Source organism: Aminobacter sp. P4_D5 (genome assembly GCF_056401815.1).
Map to the genome: position 1 here is coordinate 1 of NZ_JBFUIP010001298.1, position 537 is coordinate 537.

The following is a 537-nucleotide window of genomic DNA, read 5'->3' on the forward strand; positions in this document are numbered from 1 at the left end:
GCCCCGGACATCAGGCGGGCTTGCCCAGCTCGGCCTCGAGCTCCGGCAGGACCTTGAAGAGGTCGCCCACCAGGCCGTAGTCGGCCACCTGGAAGATCGGCGCCTCCTCGTCCTTGTTGATGGCGACGATGACCTTGCTGTCCTTCATGCCCGCCAGATGCTGGATGGCGCCGGAGATGCCGACCGCGATGTAGAGGTCGGGGGCGACGATCTTGCCGGTCTGGCCGACCTGATGATCGTTCGGCGCGTAGCCCGCATCGACCGCGGCGCGCGAGGCGCCGACGGCGGCGCCAAGGAGGTCGGCGACCTTCTCGATCAGATGAAAATTCTCGGCCGAGGCCATGGCGCGGCCGCCGGAGACGACGATCTTCGCCGCCGTCAGTTCCGGGCGCTCGCTCTTGCTCACCTCGGCGCCGACGAAGCTGGACGTGCCGGGATCCGTCGCGGCGGCGACGTTCTCGATCGGGGCCGAGCCGCCGGTGGCGGGCGCGGGATCGAAGCTGGCGGCGCGGACGGTCAGCACCTTCTTGGCGTCGC

The 537-nt window shown here is 70.0% G+C and carries 1 protein-coding gene; it reads right to left on the reverse strand.

The features are described 5' to 3' along the window. Positions 1–10: 10 nt before the first annotated feature. A partial coding sequence (locus tag AC1DWF_RS38040; RefSeq protein WP_476843576.1) for an electron transfer flavoprotein subunit alpha/FixB family protein occupies positions 11–537 on the reverse strand: 527 nt, incomplete at its 5' end.